This window comes from Nocardioides asiaticus (assembly GCF_040049175.1).
GTDB lineage: Bacteria > Actinomycetota > Actinomycetes > Propionibacteriales > Nocardioidaceae > Nocardioides > Nocardioides cheoyonin.
Genome location: NZ_JBDZDM010000008.1, coordinates 64,925 through 88,899, shown reverse-complemented (window position 1 = coordinate 88,899; position 23,975 = coordinate 64,925). Strand labels below are relative to the sequence as shown.

The window sequence follows — 23,975 nt, the reverse complement described above, 5'->3', positions numbered from 1 at the left end:
GCTAGCAAGTGTTCACGTCACGAGAACAGCGTCACCGACCCGTCGACCAGCACGCCGAGGACGAGTCCGAGGACCATGAACGGGCCGTACGGCAGCGCCTGCTTCAGCGAGGCCCGCGAGCGCTTCACGACCGCCCGGCCGATCCCCCACAGCGCGAAGACGACGAGGCCGCCGTACAGCCCGAGGACCCAGTCGTTCCAGCCGAGCCGCCCCAGGACGAGGCCGACGAGCGCGGCGAGGCGTACGTCGCCGAACCCCATCCCCGCCTGCCTGACGAACCAGAGCAGCCAGAAGAACGACCGCGCGACCAGCATCGCGACGAGCGCGCGCACCAGCACGTGGGTCTCGCCCGTGAGCGCCCACTCGAGGAGCACGAGCAGCAGGACTACGCCGGTGGCGGGCAGGACGACGATCCGCGGCAGCAACCGGGTGCGCCAGTCCACGATCGAGAGCAGCACCAGCAGCGGCGCCAGCGGCACGAGCACGAAGAGGACCCGGTCCTCGGCGAGGCGCAGCCCGCACGCGCCGGCCACCACCGCCGACGCGAGCGCCGCGAGCGGACCGAGCAGCGGGAGTCGGGCCACGTCGGCGTACGCCTCCTTGGGGCCCTCCTCGCGCAGCATCCGCTCCAGCGCGGTCTCGGGGGGCGCATCTGCCTCGGACTCCCGCTCCGGGCCGGGCGGCGGCTCGGGCAGTCGGGCGATCGCCGCAGGCACGAGCAGGCCGAGCAGTCCGGCGACGACGGCGCACAGGCCCCCGACCGCCCATCCGCTCACGCCGCCGCCTCCGTGGGACAACACAAACGATACGGACGCGGCGGCGTGAGAGCACCAATGGTCGCTCGCTGGCGCTCGCTCATGCCGCCGCCTCCGTGGGACAACACAAACGATACGGACGCGGCGGCGTGAGAGCACCAATGGTCGCTCGCTGGCGCTCGCTCATGCCGCCGCCTCCGTGGGACAACACAAACGATACGGACGCGGCGGCGTGAGAGCACCAATGGTCGCTCGCTGGCGCTCGCTCATGCGCGGACGATACCGAGCGCGCTCTCGCCCGCGGCCCGCATCGCCGCGAGCGGCGCCTCGCGGCCGGTGAAGAGCGCGTGCTGCAGTGCCGCCTGGTGCACCAGCAGATCCAGCCCGGAGACGACGACGCCGGCGGCGGCCGCGACGAGGGGGGTCGGCCACGGGTCGTAGACGACGTCGAAGAGCACCGGCACCTGCCGCCACCGGCCGACCAGCTCCTCGTCCTGCGCGGAGGCCGGGATGGTCGAGACGAGGACGTCGGCGTCGGGCGTGGCGTCGAGGGGCGCGACGGTGACCGACGGCCCGGCCGGGTGGGCCGCGACGACTGCGACCGTCTCCTCGGCCCGGGACGCGTCGCGGGCGAGCAGCACGACCTCGCGCGCACCGAGCTCGACCAGTGCGAGCCCGGTCGACGCCGCGGTCGCGCCCGCGCCGAGGATCGCGCCCCGGGTGATGGGCGCCTCCGTCCTCTCGCGTACGGCGGCGACGGCGCCGGGCAGGTCGGTGTTGTCCCCCGCCCAGCCGTACGACGTGCGCACCAGGGTGTTGACCGCCCCGACGAGCCGGCCTCGGTGCGAGCAGGAGGCGACCAGCCCCATCGCCTCGCGCTTCAGCGGCATCGTCAGCGACAGCCCGCGCCACTCCCCCGGCGGCCACGCGCTGCCGGCCAGCGGCCCCAGGCCGCCGAGGAACGAGTTCAGAGTCCCCGCGGGCACCTGCACGGCGTCGTACGACCAGCCCTCGAGACCCAGCGCGTCGTACGCCGCCCGATGCAGCACGGGCGAGAGCGAGTGGGCGACCGGGTCGCCCAGGACGGCACACCTCATCGACACCTCAGCAGCGGTCCGACTGCGTCTCGCAGTACTTCTGGTACTCCGCCTTGTACTTCAGGAACTCGTCGTACGTCTCGGCGAACTTCGTCTCCCCGGTCCGCAGGTTGACGGTGACGTAGTAGTACCAGTCGCCCTCGGTCGGGTGCAGCGCCGCCTGGATCGCGTCGTCGCCCGGCGAGCCGATCGGGCCCGGCGGCAGCCCGGTGTGGGTGTAGGTGTTGTAGGGCGAGTCGACCTGCTGGTCCTCGGAGGTCACCGCCGTCGTGCCGCTGCGGCCGAGCGCGTAGTTGATCGTGGCGTCGACCTGGAGGTAGCCGGCCTGGCCGGCGGTGCCGGGGTGCTCGACGCGGTTGTAGATGACCCGCGCGACCTTGCCCATGTCCTTGCCGCGGCCCTCGGCCTGCACCAGGCTCGCCACCGTCATGACCTGCTCGGGCGTGTAGCCGAGATCCTTCGCCTCCGCCTCGACGTCGTTGTCGCCGATCGCCTGCTTCCAGCGGTCGACCATCGCCTTGATCATGTCGACGGGCTTGGCGTTCGGCCCGAAGGCGTACGTCGCCGGGAAGAGGTAGCCCTCCGCGTTGCCGTGGGCGTACGCCGGCAGGCCGATCTTCGAGGACTCGACCGCCTTCTCGAAGCGGCTCCTGGGCAGCTTCGTCTCCTTGGCCAGCGCGTCGACGATGTCCTCGACGCGGTAGCCCTCGGGGATGGTCACCATCGTCTGGACGAGGTTCTTCGGGTTGACCAGCACCTCGAGCGCGTCAGTGGCCTTCATCTGCTTCTTGAGCACGTAGTAGCCGACCTGGATGCTGCTCGCCCGGGAGTCGTCGTTGGCGGCGTCGATGAACGCGTCGACCGACTTCACCACGCCGGCGCTCTTGAGGTTGCGGCCGATCACGGTGGCCGTGTCGCCCTTGTGGACCTGGAAGGTCACCTTCCCCGTGCCGGGGCCGGCGTAGTCGTCCGGACCGCCGCTCAGCGCGTCGCTGAGCGCGTGGTAGGCCTTCGAGCCGCCGAAGTAGAGGCCGCCCACCACGACGACCAGCGCCACCAGGACGGCGAGGCAGCCGGGGATGGAGCGCCCGCGCCGCTCGGCGCGATGCCCGGCGCGGGGCAGCGGCGAGTCGTCGTGCTCGGAGTCGTACTCGGAGTCGTACTCGGAGTCGTACTCGGGGTCGTCGGGGTCCTCCGGCCCGAACCCGGGGACGTAGCCCCGCTCGTCCTCGGGGGTCTGGCCGTACTCGTGTTCAGGCATCGCTGACCTCCACGATCTCTCCAGGCGCATCCCCCGAGGCGCGTTCGGTGTCCAGGGCGTGTTGCAGGATGAGTACGGCGGCGGCCTGGTCGACCACCGCACGCCGGTCGGCTCCCTTGCGACCGCGGTCTCGGAGCATAGCCTCCGCCGAGACCGTCGTCAGGCGCTCGTCGACCAGCCTCACCGGGACGGGCGCCAGCCGACGCGCCAGCCGGGCGGCGAAGGCGCGCACCTTCGCGGTGGCGGGGTTCTCGCCTCCCTTGAGGGAGCGCGGCAGTCCCACGACCACCTCCAGGACGGTGCTGTCCTCGGCGATCTCGTCCACGATCGCCCGGATCCGGGCGAGGTCCCCGCGGCCGCGCCTCACCGTCTCGACGGGGGTCGCGAGGAACCCCGTCGGGTCGCTGCGCGCGACGCCGATCCGGGCGTCCCCGGGATCGATCCCGAGTCGCACGCCGGAGCGCATCAGCTCGCGTTCACCAAGCCGGGTACGAGTCCGAGCGCCTCGTCGATCCGGTCGACGTCGGTGCCGCCCCCCTGGGCGAAGTCGTCCTTGCCGCCGCCACGGCCTCCGACGACCGGGCCGAGCACCTTGATGATCTCGCCCGCGCGGATCCCGCGGGCCCGGGCGGCGTCGTTGACCGCGGCCACGATCGCCACCTTGCCGCCGGCGTCGCCCGCGAGCACGACCACCCCGGGCCGGTCACCTGGGATGCGGCCGCGCACGTCCTGCGCGAGCGTGCGTACGTCCCCGGCGCCGACGCCGGGGACGCGCTGCGCCACCACGGCGACGCCGTCGACGTCGAGGGCTCCGTCGGCGAGCGAGCCCGCCGAGGAGAGCAGCTGGGCGGTGCGGACCTTCTCGATCTCCTTCTCGGCGGCGCGCAGCCGCTCGACGAGGTCGCCGATCCGCTCGGGCAGCTCCTCCGGCCGGGCCTTGAGCTGCTCGGCCAGCTGGGCGACGAGCACGTGCTCGCGGGCCAGGAAGCGGTAGGCGTCGGAGCCGACGAGCGCCTCGACGCGGCGTACGCCGGAGCCGATGGACGACTCGCCGAGCAGCTTGATGACGCCGAGCCTGCCCGAGCTGCCGGCATGGGTGCCGCCGCACAGCTCACGCGCCCAGTCGCCGACGCTGACGACGCGCACCTGGTCGCCGTACTTCTCGCCGAAGAGGGCCATCGCGCCGGACGCGACCGCCTCCTTCTGGCTCATGATCTCGGCGCGGACCGCGAGGTCGTCGAGGATCACGTCGTTGACCCGGGCCTCGACGTCGGCCATCACCGAGGCGGGCACGGTGCCGGTCGCCGAGAAGTCGAACCGGAACCGGCCCGGGGCGTTCTCGGACCCGGCCTGCGTGGCCGTCTCGCCGAGCGCCTCGCGGAAGGCCTTGTGGACCATGTGGGTCGCCGTGTGGGCACGGCTGATCGCCAGCCGCCGCTCGATGTCGACGGTGGCCTGCGCGGCGAGCCCGGGCGTCACCTCGCCGGCGACGACCCGCGCCTTGTGCACGATGACGCCGGTGACCGGGGACTGCACGTCCTCGACGCGGACGACGGCGCCGTTGGCGAGCTCGATCGTGCCGTGGTCGGCGAGCTGGCCGCCGCCCTCGGCATAGAACGGCGTGCGGTCGAGGATCAGCTCGATCTCGTCGCCCTCGGTCGCGGAGGGGACGACGCCGCCGTCGGCGACGATGCCGCTGACGGTGCCCTCGTCGGTGGTCACGTCGTAGCCCGTGAAGCGGACCGCGTGGCCGAGCGAGTCGGCCACCTCGCGGTAGGCGGCGGCGTCCTTGTGGGCGCCGCGCTTGGCGCGCGCGTCTGCCTTCGCCCGGTCGCGCTGCTCCTGCATGAGGCGGCGGAAGCCCTCCTCGTCGACCGAGAGCCCCTGCTCGGCCGCCATCTCGAGGGTGAGGTCGATCGGGAAGCCGTAGGTGTCGTGCAGTGCGAACGCGCGGTCGCCGGAGAGCTGCGTGCCGCCGGCCCTCTTCACCTCGGCGGTCGCGAGGTCGAAGATCTGGGTGCCCGACCTCAGGGTCTGCCGGAAGGCGTCCTCCTCGGCGTACGCGACGGCCGAGATGCGGTCCCAGTCGCGGTGGAGCTCGGTGTAGGTCTCCCCCATCTTGTCGCGGCTCACCGGCATCAGCTCGGGCAGCACGCGGTCCTCGCAGCCGAGCAGCCGCATGGAGCGTACGGCGCGCCGCAGCAGCCGCCGCAGGACGTAGCCGCGGGCCTCGTTGCCGGGGGTGACACCGTCGCCGATGAGCATCATCGAGCTGCGCACGTGGTCGGCGACCACGCGGAAGCGGACGTCGTCCTGGTCGTCGGCGCCGTACTTCTTGCCGGTGAGCTCCTCGGCCTTCTCGATGACCGGGAACATCACGTCGGTCTCGTACATGTTGGCCTTGCCCTGCAGCAGGTAGGCGACCCGCTCGAGGCCCATGCCGGTGTCGATGTTCTTGCGCGGCAGCGAGCCGGCGATGGTGAACTCCGACTTGGACCTCACCTCCGAGAGGACGTCCTGCATGAAGACGAGGTTCCAGATCTCCATGTAGCGGTCGCCGGCGTCCCAGTCCCGGTCCTTGCCGTAGGCCCCGCCGCGGTCGACCAGGATCTCCGAGCTCGGCCCGCCGGGACCCGGTATCCCCATCGACCAGTAGTTCTCCTTCGGTGGCAGCCGCACGATCCGGTCGTCCGGCAGGCCGGTGATCTTCCGCCACAGGTGGACCGCCTCGTCGTCGCCGTCCAGCACCGACGGGTAGAGCACGCCCTCGTCGAAGCCGAAGCCGCCGTCGACCTGCGGCTTGGTGACCAGCTCCCAGGCGAGCGAGATCGCCCCCTCCTTGAAGTAGTCGCCGAAGGAGAAGTTGCCGCACATCTCGAAGAACGTGCCGTGGCGGGTGGTCTTGCCGACGTCCTCGATGTCGGGCGTGCGGATGCACTTCTGGATGCTCGTGGCCCGCTTGAACGGCGGGGTCTCCTGGCCGAGGAAGTACGGCTTGAACGGCACCATGCCCGCGTTGACGAAGAGCAGGTTGGGGTCGTCGACGAGCAGCGGCGCCGACGGCACGACGGCGTGGGGACCGACGGTCGTGTCGTCGGCGAAGTGCGCGGTGAAGCGCCGGCGGATCTCCGCGGTGCTCAGCGCGGTGCCGGACTCGGGGTCCATCAGGGGGTGCTGCCTTCCTCGTCGTACGTGCGGGCGGGGAGCTCGGCGACGTCGGCCGGGGTCCGGTGCGCCGGTAGCTGTGGGGTCGAGTCGTACGCCGCGGCGTACCGCTCGCGCAACTCCGATTCCTTCTCCGCGCGGCCCTGCGCCAGCTCCTCGCGGAAGATGCGCGCGCCCACGCCGAGCGCCTGCATCCGGTCGCGCAGGCCCTCGACCGTCAGCGCCTCGGCGGCGCGGCGGCCGCGGATCATCGCGTAGATCCCCGCGCCGGCGCCGGCGGCGAACCAGAACGCGCGGTTCACGCCACTTCACCGTCGGGGATGTCGGCGCGGTGCTTGGCGCGGTACTCCCGCAGCGCCTCGCGCACCTCGGTCTTGCGCTCCTTGCGCGTACGCCGCAGCTCGCGGCGCATCTCGAAGCGGATCCGGTTGCGCACCTCAGGAGAGAGCGCCCGGCGTACGCCGTGGGCGAGCGCCGCGGCGTGCACGACGGTGTCGCGCAGCACGGCGTCGGCGAACGCGCCCGCCGGCAGCGCCGGGACCGGTGCCGGCTGCTCGGGTCCGCCGAGCGAGGTGATGACGAACTCACGCTCCGTGCGTACGACGCCCCCCGGCCGGCCGCCGTTCGCGGCGACGGCACGCTCGAGCGCCTCGAGCCGCTCGAGCAGCTCCGCCCCGGCCGCGCGGGACTCCTCGGCACGGCGCCGCGCACGAGCCCGGCCGGCCAGAGCGAGCGCAACCGCCACGACGAGTGCGACGAGGACGATCCCGGCCGCCACGGCGGCCCACAGCGGCACGCTCCAGCGGCTCGCCATCGAGGCCATCAGAGGAGTCGTCATGACCCCCGACCCTATCGCGCCCGACTACCCCTGATCCTGCCCGCCCCGGACCATCCGGCGGATCCGCTCCCAGCGCTCCTTGACGGCCGCCTCGGCGCCGTGGGAGGTGGGCTTGTAGTACTCGGCGTCGGCGATCACGTCGGGGGCGTACTGCTGCTCGGCGATGCCGAACGGCTCGTCGTGGGCGTACTTGTAGGACTCCCCGTGACCGAGCTTCTTCGCGCCCGGGTAGTGCGCGTCGCGCAGGTGTGGCGGCACCTGCCCGATCTTCCCGGCCCTCACGTCGGCGACCGCCGCCCCGATGGCGGTGGTCACGGCGTTGGACTTGGGCGCGACGGCGAGCGCGATGGTCGCGTGGGCCAGGGTGAGCTGGCCCTCCGGCAGCCCGATCAGCTGGACCGTCTGGGCCGCGGCGACGGCGGTCTGGAGCGCGGTCGGGTCGGCGAGTCCGATGTCCTCCGAGGCCAGGATCATCAGCCGCCGGGCGATGAACCGCGGATCCTCCCCCGCCTCCAGCATCCGGGCGAGGTAGTGGAGCGCCGCGTCCGCGTCGGAGCCCCGCACCGACTTGATGAACGCACTCACGACGTCGTAGTGCTGGTCGCCCTGCCGGTCGTAGCGCACCGCCGCCTGGTCGACGGCCGTCTCCGCGGTCTTCAGGTCGATCACGGTCGCCCCGTCGGTCGAGCCCGTCGAGCCCTTCGACACCGTCTCCGCGGCGCCCGCCGCGGCCTCGAGGTAGGTGAGCGCACGCCGCGCGTCACCGCCCGAGAGGCGTACGAGGTGCTCGAGCGCGTCGTCGTCGATGGTGAACCGCCCGGCGAGGCCGCGCTCGTCGGTCAGCGCCTTCTGGAGGACGCCGCGTACGTCGTCGTCGGTCAGGGACTCCAGCCGCAGCAGCAGGCTGCGCGACAGGAGTGGCGAGATCACCGAGAAGAACGGGTTCTCCGTGGTCGCGGCGACCAGCGTCACCCAGCGGTTCTCGACGCCGGGCAGCAGCGCGTCCTGCTGGGCCTTGCTGAACCGGTGCACCTCGTCGACGAAGAGGACCGTCTCCCGGCCGGTCGAGACCAGCTCGGCACGGGCGGCGTCGATCGCCGCGCGCACCTCCTTGACCCCCGCCGACACCGCGGAGACCTCCACGAAGCGCCGGTCGGTCTGCGGGCTCACGCCGTGCCGGCCGGCGACGATGGAGGCGATGGTGGTCTTCCCGGTGCCCGGCGGCCCCCACAGCAGCAGCGAGAGCGAGTGGCCGCCCTCGATCAGCTGCCGCAGCGGCGACCCGGGCGCCCGGAGCTGCTCCTGGCCGACGAGCTCGTCGAGCGTCCGCGGCCGCATGCGTACGGCGAGCGGCGCCGCGGCATGGTCGCTGTCGGCGAGCGAGCCGCCCGGCGTACGGCTGCCGCCGGTTTCCATCTCGAAGAGGCCGTCCACCGTCTCAGCCTATTCGTGGTCTCCAGCGGGCTTCCGGGCTCCCTACGCTCGCCCGAAGGTGCGCTTCTCCAGGTCGAACCAGGTGTCGGCGTAGCCGGAGCCGGCGTCGAGGTTCTGCGCCGGGCCGGCGGCCGGGTCGGGGTTGCCCTGGTCGTCGACGCCGAGCAGCCGCGCGGTCAACGGGGACTCGGGGTGCTTGCCCAGCTCGCCCGGGAAGTGGCAGGCGACCTTGTGGCGCGGACCGGTCTGCATGAGCGGCGGCTCGACCTTCGCGCAGATCTCCTGCGCGAGCGGGCAGCGGGTCCGGAAGCGGCACCCGGACGGCGGGTTGATCGGGCTCGGGACGTCGCCCTCGATCTGGATGCGCTCGCGGCGCCCGCCGACGGCGGCCTGCTTGACGTCGGGGACCGCGGAGAGCAGCACTTGGGTGTAGGGGTGCTGCGCGTGGCTGTAGATGCTCTCGCGGTCGCCGATCTCGACGATCTTGCCGAGGTACATCACCGCGACCTCGGGGCAGAAGTGCCTGACCACGGCGAGGTCATGGGCGATGAACAGGAAGGAGACGTCGAACTCCTTCTGGATGTCCTGCATCAGGTTGATGACCTGCGCCTGGATGGACACGTCGAGCGCCGAGACCGGCTCGTCGGCCACGAGCAGCCGCGGGTTGAGCGTCAGCGCGCGGGCGATGCCGATGCGCTGCCGCTGCCCGCCGGAGAACTCGCTCGGGTAGCGGTTGTAGTGCTCCGGGTTCAGGCCGACGACCTCGAGCAGCTCCTGGACGCGCGGCAGGATCTTGTTCCTCGGCACCACGTTGTGGACCGCGAGCGGCGCCCCGATGATCGCGCCGACCGTGTGACGGGGGTTCAGCGACGTGTAGGGGTCCTGGAAGATCATCTGGACGTCGCGGCGCAGCGGCTTCAGCTCGCGGTTGCTGTACTTCGCGATGTCGACGGCCTTGTCGCCCTCGCCGAACCACATGCTGCCGGCGGTCGGCTTGTAGAGCCGGGTGATCATCCGGCCGGTCGTCGACTTGCCGCAGCCGGACTCGCCGACGAGGCCGAGCGAGCTGCCCTTGTGGACCTGGAAGGAGATCCCGTCGACGGCCTGGACGTGGCCGATCGTACGGCGTACGAGGCCGGCGCTCCTGACCGGGAAGTACATCTTGAGGTCCTCGACCCGGAGCACCGCCGGCGCCTCGGGGTCGAGCTCGGCGGCCGCGTGGGCGTCGCCGACGAGCTCGTCGAACGACGTCGTCTCGACCTCCTCGGTGGGGGCGAGGCCGGGAGCCGAGCCCTCGGGCTCGGCGCTCTTCTCGAGGTCGGCGCCCTGCTCGTCGATCTCGGGATTGACGTCGGACATCAGGCCTCTTCCTCCACGAGGTCGGGCGCGATCTCCGGAAGGACCTCGGACTCGTAGATCGCGTCGGGGTTGGCAAGGTGGCAGCGCTTCAGGTGGCCGGAGCCGCGCGTGCCGGGGACGAACTCGGGCAGCAGCGTGCTGCAGAGGTCGCCGGGCACCTTGTCCTTGTGCGGGCAGCGGGGATGGAACGGGCAGCCCGACGGCGGCGACAGCAGGCTCGGCGGGTTGCCGGGGATCGGGATGAGCCGCGCGTCGGTGCTGGAGTTGACGTCCGGCACGCTGGAGAGCAGGCCCCAGGTGTAGGGCATTTCGGGGTGGGTGAGGATCTCCTTGGTCGAGCCGTACTCGACCCCGCGGCCGGCGTACATCACCAGGACGTCGTCGGCCATCTCGGCGATGACGCCGAGGTCGTGGGTGATCATCACGACCGCCGAGTTGAACTCGCGCTGCAGGTCCTGGAGCAGGTCGAGGATCTGTGCCTGGACGGTCACGTCGAGGGCGGTGGTCGGCTCGTCGGCGAAGATGAGGGACGGGTCGTTGATCAGGCCCATCGCGATCATCGCGCGCTGCCGCATGCCTCCGGAGAACTGGTGCGGGTAGTCGTCGACGCGCCGGTCCGGCTGCGGGATCCCGACCCGGTCGAGCATCTCGATCGCCTTGCGGCGGGCGTCCCGCTTGGAGGCCTTCGGGTGGTGCACGAGGTAGGCCTCGGCCAGCTGTGAGCCCACCCGGTAGAACGGGTGCAGCGCGGCGAGGGCGTCCTGGAAGATCATCGCGATCTCCTGGCCGCGCAGCTTGCGCATGCCCGACTCGGACAGGCCGACGACCTCGGTGCCGTTGACCCGGATCGAGCCGGTGATGTGGCTGCGCTTGGGATCGTGCAGACCCAGGACCGCCATGCTGGAGACCGACTTGCCGGAGCCGGACTCGCCGACGATGCCGAGGGTGCGACCGCGCTGGACGGTGTAGCTGAGACCGGTGACAGCGGTGAGGAGGCCGTCCTCGGTCGGGAACTTGACCGTCAGGTCCTCGACGACGAGCAGCGGCTCCTCGGTCGCGGAGGAGTGGGCGGAGAGGGTCGGCTGGGTCACGAAAGCCTCACTCGGGGGTCGAGGACACCGTAGATCACGTCCACGATCAGGTTGCTGATGATCAGTGCGGTCGCGCTGAAGAGGGCGGTCGCCAGCACGACCGGGAGGTCCATGTGCTGGACCGCGTCGAGTGCCCAGTACCCGATGCCCTGGATCTCGAAGATGTACTCGGTGAAGATCGTGCCGGCCAGCAGGGTGCCGAACTCGATGCCGAAGATCGTGATGACCGGCACCAGCGCCGCCCGCAGGCCGTGCTTGTAGACGATAGTGCGCGTCGGCAGGCCCTTCGCCTTGGCCGTGCGCATGTAGTCCTCGTTGAACACCTCGACCATCGAGGCCCGGGTGTACCTGGTGTACGTCGTACACCCGAAGATGCCGAGGACGATCCAGGCGAGTGCGAGCCCCTGGAACCACTTCGCCGGATTGTCGGTGAGTGGGAAGTAGCCGGTCGTCTTCAGGCCCGGCACGCCGATGATGAGCGTGACGTAGAGCCACGCCAGGAGCGCGAACAGGTAGTACGGGACCGAGCTGAGCACGAGGAAGGACGAGACCAGCACCTTGTCCCCCAGGGTGCCTCTTCGTCTCGCTGCGGCGATCCCGATGGGGACGCCGAGGATCAGGTAGAGCGCGCCGCCGCCGACGGCCACCGAGAGCGTCGCCGGCAGCCGCCCCTTCATCTCCTGCCACACCGGCTGCGAGGTCTGGTACGAGACGCCGAAGCACGGGGCCTTGCAGTCGACCTTCAGGCTGCCGACCGGGATCTCACGCCCGGCGACGATGCCCTTCATGAACGTGCCGTACTCGGACAGCACCGGGTTGTCGTAGCCGAGCTGGTGCTCGAACCGGTGCAGCGCCTCGGGCGTGCAGTGGTTCGAGGTCGAGCGGTCGCAGATCGGCTGCGCGGGGCTGGAGGGGCCGTACCAGAAGAGCAGGAAGACTGCCAGGGAGACCAGGAACAGGACCAGGATCCCGGAGAGCAGTCGTTTGACGATGTAGGCGAACACGGTGTCCTTCTTGGGGCTGGAAGGTCGGTGCCGGTGGACGAACGGCAGTGGCTCCGCGGAGTGGGCGGGCCCGTGCGGACCCGCCCACTGCCGAGGAAGCGGTCCCGGTGGCCGGTCGGGCGGACCGACCACCGGGGTCAGGACTCACTTCGTGACGTAGAGGTCCTTGAAGTTCGGTGCAGCGATCTCGCCGTCACCGCTGTACCCGCCGATCTTCTTGCCCATCGGGAACAGGTAGTTGTTGTAGGAGAGCGGGATGACCGGGAAGTAGTCAGTCATGATCTTCTTGTCCAGGTCGCCCCAGGCGTCCGGCTGGTCCTCCAGCGGCATCGACGGGATCTTCTTGATCTGGTCGTCGACAGCCTTCTCCGAGAACTTCTCGAAGTTGTAGTACTGGCCGGTCTGCAGCAGCGGCGGGATGAACGTCAGCGCCGACGGCCAGTCGGAGCACCAGCCGACCGCACGGATGTTGAGCTTCTTGTTCACCTTGTTGTTGGCGTCACCGTAGACCGTGGACGGGCTGTCCTGGATCGGGTAGTAGGTGACGTCGAAGCCGGCCTGCTCGAGGCCCTTCTTGACCTGCTTCATCGTCGCGACGGCGAGCGGGTCGGGCTCGTAGTAGGCGGCGTACAGCTTGTACTCGCCAGGTGCGTAGCCGGCCTTGTCGAGCAGCTCCTTGGCCTTGGCCGGGTCGTAGGTGATCTGCTTCCCGTCGACCTGGAAGTCCTCGTCCTTGCCGGCCATGCCCGGAGGCATGATCGTGTTGGCCGGGACGCGGGTGACGTTCGGGACCTCACCGGCGGCGAGCCAGGCGTCGGCGTACGGGTAGCCGTAGGCGATCGCCTTGCGGACGTTGATGTCCTTGATCTTGGTGTAGTCCGGCATCCAGAACGAGGTGCACTGCGACGACTGCTGGATGAGGCGGTCGCCGAGGGTGCTCTTGAACTTGTCCAGGTTGGCCGAGGTGTTGATGCTGAACGACAGCGAGGTGTCACCCGCGCCGGAGTTGCTCAGCATGATCTGGTCGGTCTTGTCCTGGTCGGTGTCGAACTTGATGATCCACTTGTCGGCGTACTGGTGGCGCGCCGGGTCGGTCTTCGGGTCCCACTCCGGGTTCTTGACCAGAACCAGCTGCTTCTCGGGGTCGAACGACTGGATCTTGTAGGGGCCCGTGGCGAGCGGGTGCTTGCCGTACTCGGAGGCCGGGCCGGCGTTGAGCGGCACCGGACCGATCGCCATGAACGCGGCGTAGAAGTCCATGTCGGGGAAGGTCTGGCTCATGTGGATGGTCAGGGAGTTGCCCTTGACCGTCACGCCGCCCCACTTCTCCCAGGAGGTCTTCTTGTCGCTGTAGGGGCCCTTGTACTTACCGGCGTCCTTGAAGTAGGTCTGCGAGTAGGCCTGGCCGACACCCATCGGGAAGTTCTCGGTGTCCATCGACCGCGCGATGCCGAAGGCGACCTCCTTGGCGGTGACGGGCTTGCCGTTCTCCCACTTCACGCCGTCCTTGATGGTGAAGGTCCAGGCGGTGTAGTCCTTGTTGGGAGTGCCGAGGTCGGTGGCCAGGTCGGGGACCAGGATCATCTTGCCGGTCTCGGGGTCGCGACGGTACTGCGTCAGCGAGCGGGTGAGGAGCGCCTGCTCGATCGAGTTGCCGACGACCGACCAGCCGTTGTCGGGGTCGAGGTCCGGCGGGCCGGGGTCGCCCGGGTCGTAGACCGTGATGGTCCCGCCCTTCTGGGCGCCTTCGACCTCGGGGGCGGGTCCCTTCGCCGACGGGTCCTTGTCCTTCACATCCTTCTGGACACCGAAGGTGTCGTTGCCCGAAGGAGACTCGTCGCTCCCGCCGCCCGAGCCGCATGCGGCCAGGGCGAACAGAGCGACGCCAGCAATGGCCGCGAGCGGCTTGCTCCGTCTCATTGTCCAGCCTTTCCTTTTCATAGTCGTGCCCCGTCGAGGTTCGGGGCGACGTCGAGGGCCGCTGAGTTTGCTGGGTCAGCGGCGCGTCTTCGGATCGAACGCGTCCCGGACCGCGTCGCCGAGGAGGTTGAGGGCCAGCACCAGGACGACGACGCCGAGGAGCGGCTCCCAGAGGTAGAGCGGATAGGTGTCGAAGTAGTCCGACGCCTTGAGGATGACCTGGCCCCACGAGACCGCGCCGTTGAGGCCGATGCCGAGGTAGGCGAGGCCGGCCTCCGCCGACACGAACGTCGGCAGGGCGAGCGACACGCTCACGATGATCGGGCCGGTGAGGTTCGGCAGGAGCTCGCGGAAGAGGATCCGGCGGGTCGGCATGCCGAGCACGCGGGCGGCCTGGACGAACTCGCGCTCGCGCAGCGAGAGCACCTCGCCGCGCACGAGTCGGGCGATGCTCATCCAGTAGAAGAAGCTCAGGATCGCGACGAGCACCCAGAACTGGATCTGGCTGTAGTGGGAGCTGGTGTTGAAGCGCTGGTTGATGATCGGGGCGAGCACCAGCGCGGCGAGGATGAACGGGATCGTCAGGAACAGGTCGGTGAAGAACGAGATGACCTTGTCGACGATCCCGCCGAGGAACCCGGCGAGCAGGCCGAGCGTCACGCCGATCACCGTCGACACGACGGTTGCCATCGTCGCGATCTCCAGCGACGTACGGCATCCGTAGACCCACCACGCGAGGTTGTCGTCGGCGGTCTTCGGCGCGATGCCGAAGGGGTGGTTGGGGTCGAAGCCGTGCAGCGGCGGGCCCTTGAGCGGGAGACCGTTGCGCCAGTCGAGGTAGGAGCTGGCGAGCACGGTGTCGGTGCTGACGCCGAAGATCTTGCAGATCAGCGGCGCGAAGATCGCGATGAGCGCGAAGAGCACCACGATCGCGAGGCAGATCATCGCCAGCCAGTCACGCCGGAGCCGGCCGAGCGCGATCTGGAGGGGCGACTTGCCCGCGATCCCGCCCTGCGGGAGTCCGGAGTCGCTCGCGTCCTTCTCGTGCGCGGCCTCGACGGCCCCTTCTGCGGCAAGGTCTGCCGACATCTTCACCTCAATCACGTGCTAAGACCGGAAAATCGCTTGCCCGAGATGCGACCGGCATGTTTCGCGCCGCAAGGGACTCTATGTCACGGCGGCCGCGGTGGGAGTCGCTCGTGAGTAACGATCTGGTCTCAACCCGTTGTCGAGTTGTTTCGCGTAGATCAGCCCTCGGACGCGATCTCTTGCGCCGGAACGGCGTCCACACCGGCTTCCTTGCGCTGCTCGGCCGTGATCGGCGCGGGCGCTGAGGTGAGGGGATCGAAGCCTCCGCCGGACTTCGGGAAGGCGATCACCTCGCGGATGGAGTCCACCCCGGCGAGCAGCGCGACGATCCGGTCCCATCCGAACGCGATCCCGCCGTGGGGCGGCGCGCCGTACTTGAAGGCCTCGAGGAGGAAGCCGAACTTCTCCTCCGCCTCGGCCTCGCCGAGCCCCATCACCTCGAAGACCCGCTTCTGGACGTCCTCACGGTGGATACGGATCGAGCCGCCGCCGATCTCGTTGCCGTTGCAGACGATGTCGTAGGCCCAGGCCAGGGCGCTGCCGGGGTCCTTGTCGAACGACTCGAGGTCCTGCGGGCTGGTGAACGCGTGATGGACGGCGGTCCAGGCTCCGTGGCCGACGGCCACGTCGCCGGCGGCGGTGGCCTCGTCGGCGGGCTCGAAGAGCGGCGCGTCGACGACCCACAGGAAGCTCCAGGCGTCCTCGTCGATGAGGCCGCAGCGGCGGCCGATCTCGAGGCGGGCGGCGCCGAGCAGCGCCCTGCTGGGCTTGGGGAGCCCGGCGGCGAAGAAGATGCAGTCGCCGGGGTTCGCGCCGACGTGGGCGGCCAGGCCGGCCTTCTCCTCGTCGGTGATGTTCTTGGCGACCGGGCCGGCGAGCTCGCCGTCGTCCTGCACGAGGACGTAGGCGAGGCCCTTGGCGCCGCGCTGCTTGGCCCACTCCTGCCAGGCGTCGAGCTGCTTGCGCGGCTGGCTCGCTCCCCCGGGCATCACCACGGCCCCGACGTACGGCGCCTGGAAGACGCGGAACGGCGTGTCCTTGAAGTACTCGGTGCACTCCACGAGCTCGTGGCCCATCCGCAGGTCGGGCTTGTCCGAGCCGTACTTCGCCATGGCGTCGGCGTAGGTCATCCGCGGCAGCGGGGTGGGTACGTCGTACCCGACCAGCTTCCACAGGGCGCTGACGACCTCCTCGGCGAGCGCGATGACGTCGTCCTGGTCGACGAAGCTCATCTCGATGTCGAGCTGGGTGAACTCCGGCTGACGGTCGGCGCGGAAGTCCTCGTCGCGGTAGCAGCGCGCGATCTGGAAGTAGCGCTCCATGCCGGCGACCATCAGCAGCTGCTTGAACAGCTGCGGGGACTGCGGGAGGGCGTACCAGCTGCCGGGCTGCAGGCGTGCCGGGACCAGGAAGTCACGAGCCCCCTCGGGGGTGCTGCGGGTCAGCGTCGGCGTCTCGATCTCGACGAAGTCGTGGGCGTGGAGCACGTCGCGGGCGGCCTTGTTGACCTGGCTGCGCAGGCGCAGCGCGTTGCCCGGGCCGGTACGACGCAGGTCGAGGTAGCGGTGCTTCAGCCGCGTCTCCTCCCCCACCTCGCCCGCACCTTGCGACGCAGCGTCGTCGATCGGGAACGGCAGCGGGGCGGAGGCGCTGAGCACCTCGACGTCGGTCGCGACGACCTCGATCTCGCCGGTGGCGAGGTTGGGGTTCTCGTTGCCGGGCTTGCGCGCGACGACCTCGCCCGTGACCTTGATGCAGTACTCGCTGCGCAGGTGGTGCGCGACCTCCTCGTCGCGCACGACGACCTGGACGACGCCGCTGGCCTCGCGGAGGTCGAGGAATGCGACCCCGCCGTGATCGCGCCGCCGGGCCACCCAGCCGGCGAGCGTGACGGTCTGGCCGACGTGGTCGGCGCGGAGGGCGCCGGCGTCAAAGGTGCGGATCACTGCTGCTCACTCTCGTTGATCACGTGCTCGATCGCGTGCGGTCGGAGGTCCTCGACGGGCGGCTCCCAGGTCGCGGGGTCCGCCGGCACCTGCTTCCCGCTGCGGATGTCCTTGACCTCGTACGCCGCGGTTCCGTCCTCCTGGGTGGTGGTGAACCAGACGTACGGGATGCCGCGCCGCTCCGCGAAGCGGATCTGCCTGCCGAACTTCGCGGCGCTCGGCGAGACCTCGCACGCGACATTGTGCGCCCGCAGCTGGGCCGCGACCGCATCGGCGTCGGCCCGGTGCTCCTCGTCGGTCACCGCGACGAGGACGGCGCTCGGGACCGGCCGGCTCCCGGCGAGTACGCCGTCTGCGAGCAGCGGGATCAGCGAGCGGGAGACACCGAAGGAGACGCCGACGCCGGGGTACGTCGTACGTCCGTCGGACGCGAGCGCGTCGTAGCGGCCTCCGCCGCCGACCGACTTCAGCCGCTCGTAGCCGCTCATGAAGATCTCGACGACGGTGCCGGTGTAGTAGTCCAGGCCGCGGGCGATCCGGAGGTTGGCCTCCACCGTGACATGCCGGTGGTCGCCCGCCGAGCAGCCTTCGACGACGGCGGCCAGCTCGGCCAGACCTTCGTCGAGCAGCTCGTCCTCGACGCCGAGTGCCCGGACGCCGTCGACGAAGGAGGCGTCGCCGACCCGGATCGTGGCGAGCTCGAGGCAGCGCTGCGCCTGCTCGGGCGTCGCGCCGGCGTCGCTGACGAGCAGGTCGGCCACGGTCTCCGCCGGCAGCTTGTCGAGCTTGTCGATGGTGCGGATCGCGGCGGTGACGTCGGGCAGGCCGAGGCCGCGGTAGAAGCCCTGGATCAGCTTGCGGTTGTTGAACTGGAAGCTCACCGGCGGGATCGGGAGCGCGTCGAGCGCGTCGACCATCACCCGCATGACCTCGACGTCGTGGTGGAACGGCAGCACGTCCTTGCCGACGATGTCGACGTCGGCCTGGGTGAACTGGCGGTAGCGGCCCTCCTGCGGCCGCTCCCCCCGCCAGGCCGGCTGGATCTGGTAGCGCCGGAACGGGAACTCGAGGTGGCCGGCGTGCTCGAGGACGTAGCGCGCGAACGGCACCGTCAGGTCGAAGTGCAGGCCGAGGCCGGCGTCGCCCTCCTCCTCACCCGCCTGCAGGCGGCGGAGGACGTAGATCTCCTTGTCGATCTCCCCGCCCTTGGCGAGCCGGTCGAGCGGCTCGACCACGCGGGTCTCGATGTTGGCGAAGCCGTGCAGCTCGAAGGTGTGGGACAGCGACGAGATGACCTCGCGCTCCACGACGCGTGCGGCAGGCAGCAGCTCGGGGAACCCGCTCAGCGGGGTGGGCTTGCTCATGTGGCTCAAAGACCTCGGGTGACTCGACCCGCCTCGCCCTCGGTGTCGAGGTCGAGGAGGAAGGGGTTGGTCGCGCGCTCGCGACCGATGGACGTCTGCTCGCCGTGACCGGGGAGCACCACGATGTCGTCGGCGAGCGGCAGCACCTTGGTGGTGAGGCTGCGCAGCATCGTGGCGTGGTCACCGCCCGGAAGGTCCGTCCGTCCGATGGAGCCCGCGAACAGCAGGTCGCCGGAGAACATGACCTCGCTGACGTCGGGGTGGTCGGCGTACGGAGTCCGGAAGGTGACCGACCCCTCGGTATGGCCCGGGGTGTGGTCGACGGTGAACGTCAGGCCGGCGAGCTCGAGGTCCTGCAGGTCCGCCAGCTCGCGTACGTCGTCCGGCTCGGTGAACTCGTAGTTCCCGCCCAGCAGCATGGCGGCGCTCTCCCGGGAGAGGCCGGCGAGCGGATCGGTGAGCAGGTGGCGGTCGCTCGGGTGGATCCAGGCGGTGGCGTCGTACGTCCCGCTGACCGGCGTCACGCTCCACATGTGGTCGACGTGGCCGTGGGTCAGCAGGACCGCGACCGGCTTCAGCCGCTGCTCGCGGACCACCTCCGCGATGCCGTCGGCGGCGTCCTTGCCCGGGTCGATCACGACGCACTCGCTGCCGGGGCCGGTGGCCGCGACATAGCAGTTCGTGCCCCACGGTCCCGCGGGGAAGCCGGCGATCAACACGAGTTCACCCTATCGACTGGGACTCGGGAGCGTCGCATCGCGCCCTCTGACTACGATGGCACCCCGAGGTGCCGACAGCACCCTGTGCTAGATCGCGGGGACTGGTCGGACGCCGCCAGTGACACGCCGGCCGCGGCCGGCCAACGATGAGGAACATCTGTGACCAGCGAGCAGTGGGGTCGGGTCGACGAGGAAGGCACCGTCTACGTGAAGACGGCCGAGGGCGAGCGCGCCGTCGGGTCCTACCCCGAGGGGACGCCCGAGGAGGCGATGGCGTTCTTCACCAATCGCTTCGACCAGCTCGCCTTCGAGGTCGAGCAGCTCGAGCGCAGGGTCCACGCCGGCAAGACCTCGCCCGACGAGGCAACCGAGGCCGTGAAGACGGTCCGCACGAAGGTCCTCGAGGCGAACGCCGTCGGAGATCTCGCCGGCCTCGCCGCCCGCCTCGACGCCCTCACGCCGGTCATCGCCACCCAGCGGGAGGCCCGCAAGGCCGAGCGCGCGGCGCGGGCCGCGGAGGCGCGCGTGCAGAAGGAGGCGCTCGTCGCCGAGGCCGAGCAGCTCGCCCAGGGCAACGACTGGCGCAACGGCGCCAACCGGCTGCGCGAGCTCCTCGAGCAGTGGAAGGCGCTCCCCCGGATCGACCGCTCCAGCGACGATGCGCTCTGGCGTCGCTTCTCGACCGCGCGGACGGCGTACACCCGCCGCCGGAAGGCGCACTTCGCCGAGGTCAACGAGAAGCGGGAGGCCGCGCGAGCGATCAAGGAGCGGCTCGTCGTGGAGGCCGAGGAGCTCGCCGAGTCGACCGACTGGGGTCCGACGGCCGGGCGCTACCGCGACCTGATGCGGCAGTGGAAGGCCGCCGGGCCGGCGCCCAAGGACGTCGACGACGCGCTCTGGAAGCGGTTCCGCGGCGCCCAGGACACCTTCTTCGGCGCCCGCGACGCCGCCAACGCCGCGCTCGACGCCGAGTTCGCCGAGAACGCCAAGGTCAAGGAGGGCCTCCTCGCCGAGGCGCAGGCGCTCCTCCCCCAGCTCGAGAGCGGCGACCTCGACGGCGTGAAGCGGGCCTTCCGCGACATCGCCGTGCGCTGGGACGAGGCCGGCAAGGTCCCCCGGGACCGGATCAAGGAGCTCGAGTCCGGCATCCGGCGGGTCGAGCAGGCGATCAAGTCCGCCGAGGACGACCAGTGGCGCAAGTCCGACCCGGAGAAGTCTGCCCGGGCCGACGACATGATCAACAAGCTGCAGGCCGCCATCGCGCAGGTCGAAGCGGACCTCGCGACGGCCCGCACCGCCGGCGACGCCCGCCGCATCGCGTCGCTCGAGGAGAACCTCGAGTCCCGGCGGCAGTTCCTCGAGATGGCTCGGCGCGCCTCCGCGGACTTCAGCTGACGTTCGGCGGTTGCATGGTGGGAGTCCCCGGTTCACCGGGGACTCCTGAACTTCCCGGGCACCATTTCGCCCGCAAAGTTCAGCAACTGCCTCTTTCGTGTGACTGGAGTGAAAGCTGATCAGGGACGGCGTCGGGACGACCGCACCTCGAGAAGGACCTTCCAGATCCGCGCGGCCAGTCGCTCCGGGTTCGCGAGGTCGTCCCACGTGATCCTGATGCAGCGCCAGCCGGTGATCTCGCTGACATGTCCCTCCCGGCCCTTCTCCCGGAGCACGACATCCGTGACGCTCTCACCCGGCTTTCGGTGTCTCACGTACTTCACCTTGCCGTCGAACTCGAACCACACGCCCCACTCAGGCAGGGCGAAGTCAAGTCGGGCAACCAGGTCCCCCGCGTCGTCGTAGACCTCGTACTGTGGCTCTGGCTTCGGCAGGCTGTGTCGCCACATGAAGTGCCAGGTGCGCGCCTCGCCGACAGTCTCGATGCGCGGGTCGGCGAGACGGAGTACGAGCTCGGTGCGGAGCGAATAGGGCCATTGCTCCATCGTCTCCTCGTAGCGTTGCCGCAGGTCGTGAGGCGTCGTCAGCTTCCGGTGCAAGAGATCGCAGACCACGACAAGCGCTGCCTCGACCGAGCCGATCGTCGTCACCTCGAGCGCCGCCCTCGCCGCGTTCGTGAACGTGAGCCCGTACTTCGTCACCGTGTCGCCCTCGAGGAGCTTGCCGCTGTGCTGGCGGACGCCGGCCTCCCGCCGGCCGCTTCTCTCGTCGGTCCTGGTGAGGTGGACCTCATCGAGCCTCAGCCCCCAGACCGGTGCCTCCAGGAACGGCAGCGCCGAGGTGTGTGAGAGCACCACACCCGTCCTGGCCTGTCGGTACGCCGCACGACAGACGACGGCGTACCTCTGCTCCTCGCTCATCGTCGTCCACGTCGGGCCGGACACATAGGCACCCCAACGCACCCGATCCAGGTCCTTGCGCCTCAGTGCGTGGGCGAGCGACTTCTCGTTGTGCCCGGACGCAAGCAGCTCCTTGCGGAGCATGATCGGGGTCAGACGGGGATCATCGGCAGCAATGGTCATGCACCGGAGATGCCCCATGATCGTCGACCTACTCCGGCGATCATGCCAGTTGTGGACAACCGTCGTGCGGTCGCAACTGTCGGGGGTATTGCGTAACTTCCTGGGCACCATTTCGCCCGGGAAGTTCAGGAGTCCCCGGTGAACCGGGGACTCCTCCCCCACCCCGCCCGCGCTACTGGGTCACGCGGTAGGCGTCGAAGACGCCGGGGACGCCGCGGACCGCCTTGAGGACGGTGTCGAGATGCTTGGCATCGGCCATCTCGAAGGTGAAGCGGCTCTTCGCGACGCGGTCGCGGGTGGTGGTGAGCTGGGCGGAGAGGATGTTCACGTGGGCGTCGGAGAGCGCCATCGTGATGTCGGAGAGCAACCGGGAGCGATCGAGGGCCTCTACCTGGATGTTGACCAGGAACGTCGAGTTGGCCGTGGACCCCCACTCGACGTCGAGGAGCTTCTCGGGGTGGGTCTTGAGCTCCGCGGCGTTGGTGCAGTCCTGGCGGTGGACCGAGACTCCGCCGCCCTTGGTGACGAAGCCGAGGATCGGGTCGCCGGGGACCGGCGTACAGCACTTGGCGAGCTTGACCCACACGTCGGAGGCGCCCTTGACGATGACGCCCGCGTCGGTGCCGGAGGTGGAGACCTTGCCGCGGTTGCGGCGCCCGGTGATCGTGACCGCCTCGGCGAGGTCCTCCTGGGCGCCTTCGCTGCCGCCGTGCTCCTCGATCACCCGGCGTACGACGGCCTGGGCGGACAGGTTGCCCTCGCCGACCGCGGCGTACAAGGCAGTGACGTCGGCGATGTTGAAGTGCCGGGCGGCCAGCATGAGCGAGTCGTGGGACATCAGCCGCTTGAGCGGCAGCCCCTCCTTGCGCATCAGCTTGGCGATCTGCTCCTGGCCCCTCTCGATCGCCTCGTCGCGCCGCTCCTTGGTGAACCACTGCCGGATCTTCGCGCGGGCGCGGTTGGACTTCACGAAGGTCAGCCAGTCCTGTGAGGGACCGGCCGTCGGTGACTTGGAGGTGAAGACCTCGACGACGTCACCGCTCTCGAGGGTCGACTCGAGGGGTACGAGCCGGCCGTTGACCCGCGCGCCGATGGTCTTGTGGCCGACCTCGGTGTGGACGGCGTACGCGAAGTCGACCGGGGTGGCCTCGGCGGGCAGCGCGATCACGTCGCCGCGCGGGGTGAAGACGTAGACCTCGGTGCGGTTCATCTCGAACCGCAGCGACTCGAGGAACTCGCCGGGGTCCTCGACCTCCGACTGCCAGTCCATGAGCTGCTTGACCCAGCTCATGTCGTCCTTGGCGAGCTTGTCGGTGTCGAGCCCGGCGCGCGAGTCCTCCTTGTACTTCCAGTGCGCCGCGACGCCGTACTCTGCCCGGCGGTGCATCGCGAAGGTCCGGATCTGCATCTCCACCGCCTTGCCCGTCGGGCCGATGACGGTGGTGTGGAGCGACTGATACATGTTGAACTTCGGCATCGCGACGTAGTCCTTGAACCGCCCGAGCACGGGGTTCCAGCGCGAGTGGAGCACGCCGAGGACGGAGTAGCAGTCGCGGTCCTCCGCCACCAGGATGCGGATGCCGACCAGGTCGTAGATCTCGGAGAACTCCTTACCTCCGACGATCATCTTCTGGTAGATCGAGTAGTAGTGCTTCGGCCGCCCGGTCACGGTCGCCTTGATCTTGGCCTCGCGCAGGTCGTTCTCGACCTGGCTGATCACCTCGGCGAGGAACTTGTCGCGCGACGGCGCGCGCTCGGCGACCAGGCGCACGATCTCGTCGTAGATCTTCGGGTGCAGGGTCGCGAAGGCGAGATCCTCGAGCTCCCACTTGATGGTGTTCATGCCGAGCCGGTGGGCCAGCGGGGCGTAGATGTCGAGGGTCTCGCGGGCGCTGCGCTCCTGGCTCTTCTGCGGGACGTAGCGCAGCGTGCGCATGTTGTGGAGCCGGTCGGCGAGCTTGATGACGAGGACGCGGATGTCCTTCGACATCGCCACGATCATCTTGCGGATCGTCTCGGCCTGGGCGGAGTCGCCGTAGACCACCTTGTCGAGCTTGGTCACCCCGTCGACGAGGAGTGCGACCTCCTCGCCGAAGTCGCGGGTCAGCTCGTCGAGGGTGTACGGCGTGTCCTCGACCGTGTCATGGAGCAGCGCGGCGACCAGCGTCGGCTCGGTCATGCCGAGCTCGGCGAGGATGGTCGTCACCGCGAGCGGGTGGGTGATGTAGGGGTCCCCGCTCTTGCGCATCTGGGTGCCGTGGAGCTTCTCGGCCTTGGCGTAGGCACGCTCGAGCAGCGCGAGGTCGGCCTTCGGGTGGTTGGCGCGGACGGCGCGGAACAGCGGCTCGAGGACCGGGTTGCCGTTCTGGCTGCGCGAGCCCATCCGGGCGAGCCGGGCCCGCATGCTGCGACCCGAGGGTGCGCCGGGTCCGCCCTCGCGCACCTGGGCAGCACGC

General features: G+C 70.0%; 19 protein-coding genes. 1 reads left to right on the top strand and 18 read right to left on the bottom strand.

Annotated features, from left to right (window positions below; genetic code table 11):
- Positions 1-17: 17 nt before the first annotated feature.
- The 16 genes from ABLE53_RS23700 to ABLE53_RS23625 all read right to left on the bottom strand — a co-directional run bounded on the left by ABLE53_RS23700 (position 18) and on the right by ABLE53_RS23625 (position 19,042).
- The gene (locus ABLE53_RS23700; protein ID WP_348861645.1) at positions 18-776 is read right to left on the bottom strand and encodes a prepilin peptidase; all 759 of its coding nucleotides are present in this window, start codon (positions 774-776) and stop codon (positions 18-20) included.
- A 245-nt stretch (positions 777-1,021) separates the two neighbouring features.
- Entirely contained in the window at positions 1,022-1,852 is an 831-nt protein-coding gene (locus ABLE53_RS23695; RefSeq protein WP_348861644.1) for a shikimate dehydrogenase, read from the bottom strand.
- A gap of 7 nt (positions 1,853-1,859) precedes the next feature.
- Positions 1,860-3,113, bottom strand: coding sequence for an endolytic transglycosylase MltG (gene mltG, locus ABLE53_RS23690; RefSeq protein ID WP_348861643.1), 1,254 nt, complete (start codon positions 3,111-3,113; stop codon positions 1,860-1,862).
- The gene (gene ruvX, locus ABLE53_RS23685; protein ID WP_348861642.1) at positions 3,106-3,579 is read right to left on the bottom strand and encodes a Holliday junction resolvase RuvX; all 474 of its coding nucleotides are present in this window, start codon (positions 3,577-3,579) and stop codon (positions 3,106-3,108) included. Before ruvX ends, mltG begins: the two co-directional genes overlap by 8 nt.
- A complete protein-coding gene (gene alaS, locus ABLE53_RS23680) occupies positions 3,579-6,254 on the bottom strand; it encodes an alanine--tRNA ligase (protein ID WP_425474915.1) in 2,676 nt (891 codons plus the stop codon). Before alaS ends, ruvX begins: the two co-directional genes overlap by 1 nt.
- A gap of 23 nt (positions 6,255-6,277) precedes the next feature.
- Entirely contained in the window at positions 6,278-6,580 is a 303-nt protein-coding gene (locus ABLE53_RS23675) for a DUF6167 family protein (protein WP_348861640.1), read from the bottom strand.
- Entirely contained in the window at positions 6,577-7,116 is a 540-nt protein-coding gene (locus ABLE53_RS23670; RefSeq protein ID WP_348861639.1) for a hypothetical protein, read from the bottom strand. The genes ABLE53_RS23675 and ABLE53_RS23670 overlap by 4 nt, the downstream gene beginning before the upstream one ends.
- Before the next feature lie 24 nt (positions 7,117-7,140).
- Positions 7,141-8,532 carry a replication-associated recombination protein A gene (locus ABLE53_RS23665; RefSeq protein WP_348861758.1) on the bottom strand — a complete coding sequence of 464 codons (1,392 nt, stop codon included), beginning with the start codon at positions 8,530-8,532 and terminating at the stop codon, positions 7,141-7,143.
- Positions 8,533-8,592: 60 nt separating this feature from the next.
- Positions 8,593-9,711 carry an ABC transporter ATP-binding protein gene (locus tag ABLE53_RS23660; protein ID WP_425474914.1) on the bottom strand — a complete coding sequence of 373 codons (1,119 nt, stop codon included), beginning with the start codon at positions 9,709-9,711 and terminating at the stop codon, positions 8,593-8,595.
- 197 nt (positions 9,712-9,908) lie between these two features.
- On the bottom strand, positions 9,909-11,000 hold the full coding sequence (locus ABLE53_RS23655; protein WP_348861637.1) for an ABC transporter ATP-binding protein: 1,092 nt from the start codon (positions 10,998-11,000) through the stop codon (positions 9,909-9,911).
- Entirely contained in the window at positions 10,997-12,004 is a 1,008-nt protein-coding gene (locus tag ABLE53_RS23650) for an ABC transporter permease (RefSeq protein WP_348861636.1), read from the bottom strand. Before ABLE53_RS23650 ends, ABLE53_RS23655 begins: the two co-directional genes overlap by 4 nt.
- Positions 12,005-12,148: 144 nt before the next feature.
- Positions 12,149-13,924: an ABC transporter substrate-binding protein gene (locus ABLE53_RS23645; RefSeq protein ID WP_348861635.1), complete on the bottom strand. Its 1,776-nt coding sequence runs from the start codon at positions 13,922-13,924 to the stop codon at positions 12,149-12,151.
- A gap of 75 nt (positions 13,925-13,999) precedes the next feature.
- Positions 14,000-15,013 (bottom strand): ABC transporter permease, encoded by a 1,014-nt coding sequence (locus tag ABLE53_RS23640; protein WP_348861634.1) that lies wholly within the window; start codon positions 15,011-15,013, stop codon positions 14,000-14,002.
- Positions 15,014-15,171: 158 nt separating this feature from the next.
- Positions 15,172-16,959 (bottom strand): aspartate--tRNA ligase, encoded by a 1,788-nt coding sequence (gene aspS, locus ABLE53_RS23635; protein ID WP_348861633.1) that lies wholly within the window; start codon positions 16,957-16,959, stop codon positions 15,172-15,174.
- Positions 16,956-18,323 (bottom strand): histidine--tRNA ligase, encoded by a 1,368-nt coding sequence (hisS, locus tag ABLE53_RS23630; RefSeq protein ID WP_348861632.1) that lies wholly within the window; start codon positions 18,321-18,323, stop codon positions 16,956-16,958. The genes aspS and hisS overlap by 4 nt, the downstream gene beginning before the upstream one ends.
- 5 nt (positions 18,324-18,328) lie before the next feature.
- On the bottom strand, positions 18,329-19,042 hold the full coding sequence (locus tag ABLE53_RS23625; RefSeq protein WP_348861631.1) for an MBL fold metallo-hydrolase: 714 nt from the start codon (positions 19,040-19,042) through the stop codon (positions 18,329-18,331).
- 159 nt (positions 19,043-19,201) lie between these two features.
- Between ABLE53_RS23625 and ABLE53_RS23620 the strand changes: the two genes are divergently transcribed.
- Complete coding sequence (locus tag ABLE53_RS23620; protein WP_348861630.1) at positions 19,202-20,437, top strand: DUF349 domain-containing protein; 1,236 nt, start codon at positions 19,202-19,204, stop codon at positions 20,435-20,437.
- A gap of 119 nt (positions 20,438-20,556) precedes the next feature.
- On the opposite strand, the gene ABLE53_RS23615 is transcribed toward ABLE53_RS23620, so the two are convergent.
- Complete coding sequence (locus tag ABLE53_RS23615) at positions 20,557-21,681, bottom strand: hypothetical protein (RefSeq protein ID WP_348861629.1); 1,125 nt, start codon at positions 21,679-21,681, stop codon at positions 20,557-20,559.
- 10 nt (positions 21,682-21,691) lie between these two features.
- Complete coding sequence (locus ABLE53_RS23610; protein ID WP_348861757.1) at positions 21,692-23,923, bottom strand: RelA/SpoT family protein; 2,232 nt, start codon at positions 23,921-23,923, stop codon at positions 21,692-21,694.
- Positions 23,924-23,975: the final 52 nt, after the last annotated feature.